Source organism: uncultured Campylobacter sp. (assembly GCF_938045775.1).
Classification (GTDB): Bacteria; Campylobacterota; Campylobacteria; order Campylobacterales; family Campylobacteraceae; genus Campylobacter_B.
On sequence record NZ_CALIBH010000263.1, the window covers coordinates 1 to 1,044 of the forward strand.

A 1,044-nucleotide genomic window follows, 5' to 3' on the forward strand; every position below is an offset into this window, starting at 1 on the left:
CCGCATCGCAGGCTCTTCTGGCATATCCCATAGCCCGCGTCATATCCATTTTAACCCCTTTACCATTTGCATACATATAACCTAAATTGTTGCAGCCGTCTGTATATCCGCCGTCGCAAGCTTTATCGAATAGTTCGACAGCCTTTTTATAATCTTTTTTCACCCCTTTGCCACCATGATACATTGCTCCCAAATCCGAGCAAGCTACATAATCGTTTCCGTCGCAAGCCTTTTTAAAGTAGTAAAGTGCTTTTTTATAATCCCTATCGGATGCGTTTCCCCCGAACAAGGTCGGATTTTTATAAATAGCGCCGGCGTAACTGCAAGCCTCAAAATCGCCTGCTTCGCACTTTTGCTCAAATTGTTTTCTTAGCGATTGAAACTCCGTTTCACTAAAAGCCACAGAGCCAAATAGGGCTAAAGCTAAGATGATTTTTTTCATTACTTTTCCTTTAAATTTTACGAAAGTATATTCTTTCATCTTTTAATAATCACTAAAATTTAAAATACGAATAGGCGCCCCCTCGTTTTGCAATTTTTTACCTAAATCCTGCTAAAATGCACCTTTAGACCAAATGATGAGAAATTTGCGCGGCAAGAATTTTCGCACAAAAGCGTGCCGAGTGGAATTTAAATGAAAATTTAAAAGGAAAATTTTAAAGATGATGGGAACCGGCTATATAGCGGGCATGGAGGATATCGGAAGCGAGATGATGGAGCACACGCTCGCTCTGCGCGAGGGCTTTTGCGAAGAGGCGAGCGAGGCTGACGTGCAAAGGGCGATCGGCGCGAAAAATAGAAGTCTACGCGATTTCGCCGCGCTACTGAGCGTGCGTGCGGGCAAGCATTTGGAGCAGATCGCGCAAGCTGCGGCGTGCGAAAAGGCGACGCATTTCGGCAGCAACGTTGCCGTTTTCACGCCGATTTATATCTCAAACTACTGCGACAATCTCTGCGTTTACTGCGGCTTTAACTGCAAAAACAAAATCGCACGCGCAAGGCTCGATGAAGCGCAGCTAAAGGCGGAGTTTGAGGCGATAGCGG

At 45.1% G+C, this 1,044-nt stretch carries 1 protein-coding gene and 1 pseudogene; one reads left to right on the plus strand and one right to left on the minus strand.

The features are described 5' to 3' along the window. Positions 1–442 (minus strand): tetratricopeptide repeat protein (locus Q0238_RS10940; protein WP_297945983.1); only part of this gene is annotated, 442 nt, incomplete at its 3' end. 220 nt (positions 443–662) lie between these two features. Between Q0238_RS10940 and Q0238_RS10945 the strand changes: the two are divergent. Further along, positions 663–1,044, plus strand: a pseudogene (locus Q0238_RS10945) (2-iminoacetate synthase ThiH); the annotation flags it as partial.